The sequence below is a fragment of the Leisingera sp. F5 genome (assembly GCF_001593695.1).
Map to the genome: position 1 here is coordinate 1 of NZ_LUKH01001340.1, position 1,098 is coordinate 1,098.

Here is a 1,098-nt window from a genome sequence, read left to right on the forward strand (position 1 = left end):
CTGTTCCTGCGCGAGGGCCGCCGCCTGGTGCCGGTGCCCGAGGCGCAGTACCTGATGGAAGAAGCAACCGAGATCCTGTCGCGGATGGAAACCGCGCAGCAGAATCTGGCCAATATGCGCGACCGGGTGCAGGGTTCGATCCGGATCGTGGCGATGCCAGGGCCCTCGACCTACTTGCTGCCTGAATTCATCAGCCGCTTTGTTGCCGCCAAGCCTGAGGTGAGGGTGACGCTGGCGACGCGTTCCTCGCCGCAGGTGCGCAGCCTGGTGGCGGCCGGCAGTTTTGACATCGGCTTTTGCGACATGAGCCGGTTCCGCGGCGACCGCAAGCTGTACATGGCTGAGGAACTGCCCAGCAATTGCTTGTGCGCGGTGCCGGCCGGCCACCCGCTGGCGGACCGCGAAGCCATCACCGCCGCAGATCTGAACGGGGTGCCAATGGGCGCGCTGCAGCCGGATCACAACACCTATCAGGCCACTTCGCAGGCGTTTCAGCAGGCGGGGGCCGAATTCAACCTGCGCTATGACGCGCAGTATTTCCTGCCGCTGTTCCACTTTATCGCCGCCGGCCAGGCCTGCGCCATTGTCGATGTCCTCAGCGCCGAAAGCTACCGCCGCAGCAACGCGGGCGAGGAGCGGATCCGCTTCCTGCCGTTTGAGCCGCAGATCCCCTTTGGCTATTCCGTCCTGACCCCCAGCGAACGGCCCCTGTCCCAGCTGGCCGCCAGTTTTGCCGAGGCCTGGCGGGAGCATGTCACTGAAATTCTTTCGGAAGCTGCCGGGTAGCCGGATTTTGGGAAGATCCGGGGTGCCGCCCCAACTGCGGCGATGGAGTTTGCGGCAGGCCTGCGCCCGCCCGGTTTTCCACTTAGGGAGTACCTTCGGCGCAGCCCCTGCCGCGCTCCCGTCCACCGGCGGGACGGGCACTTGGCGCAATGATCCAGCCGTTTCAAAGCAATCTCAAATTCGGTCTTCACATATATCTACAGAACTGTATACAATTTGGAGTACGAATCCCGGGCCCCGGCCCGGCAGTATCCACGACCGCAAAAGAGGGCCTCCCATGACGAACACGATGACCAATACGCTGAACGGGGC

Annotated in this window: 1 protein-coding gene; it reads left to right on the forward strand. The window is 63.8% G+C overall.

Annotated features, from left to right (window positions below; all coding sequences use genetic code 11):
• Positions 1 to 786: LysR substrate-binding domain-containing protein (locus A2I95_RS41260; RefSeq protein ID WP_291738064.1), on the forward strand; the 786-nt coding region annotated here is incomplete at its 5' end.
• Between the last annotated feature and the right edge of the window lie 312 nt (positions 787 to 1,098).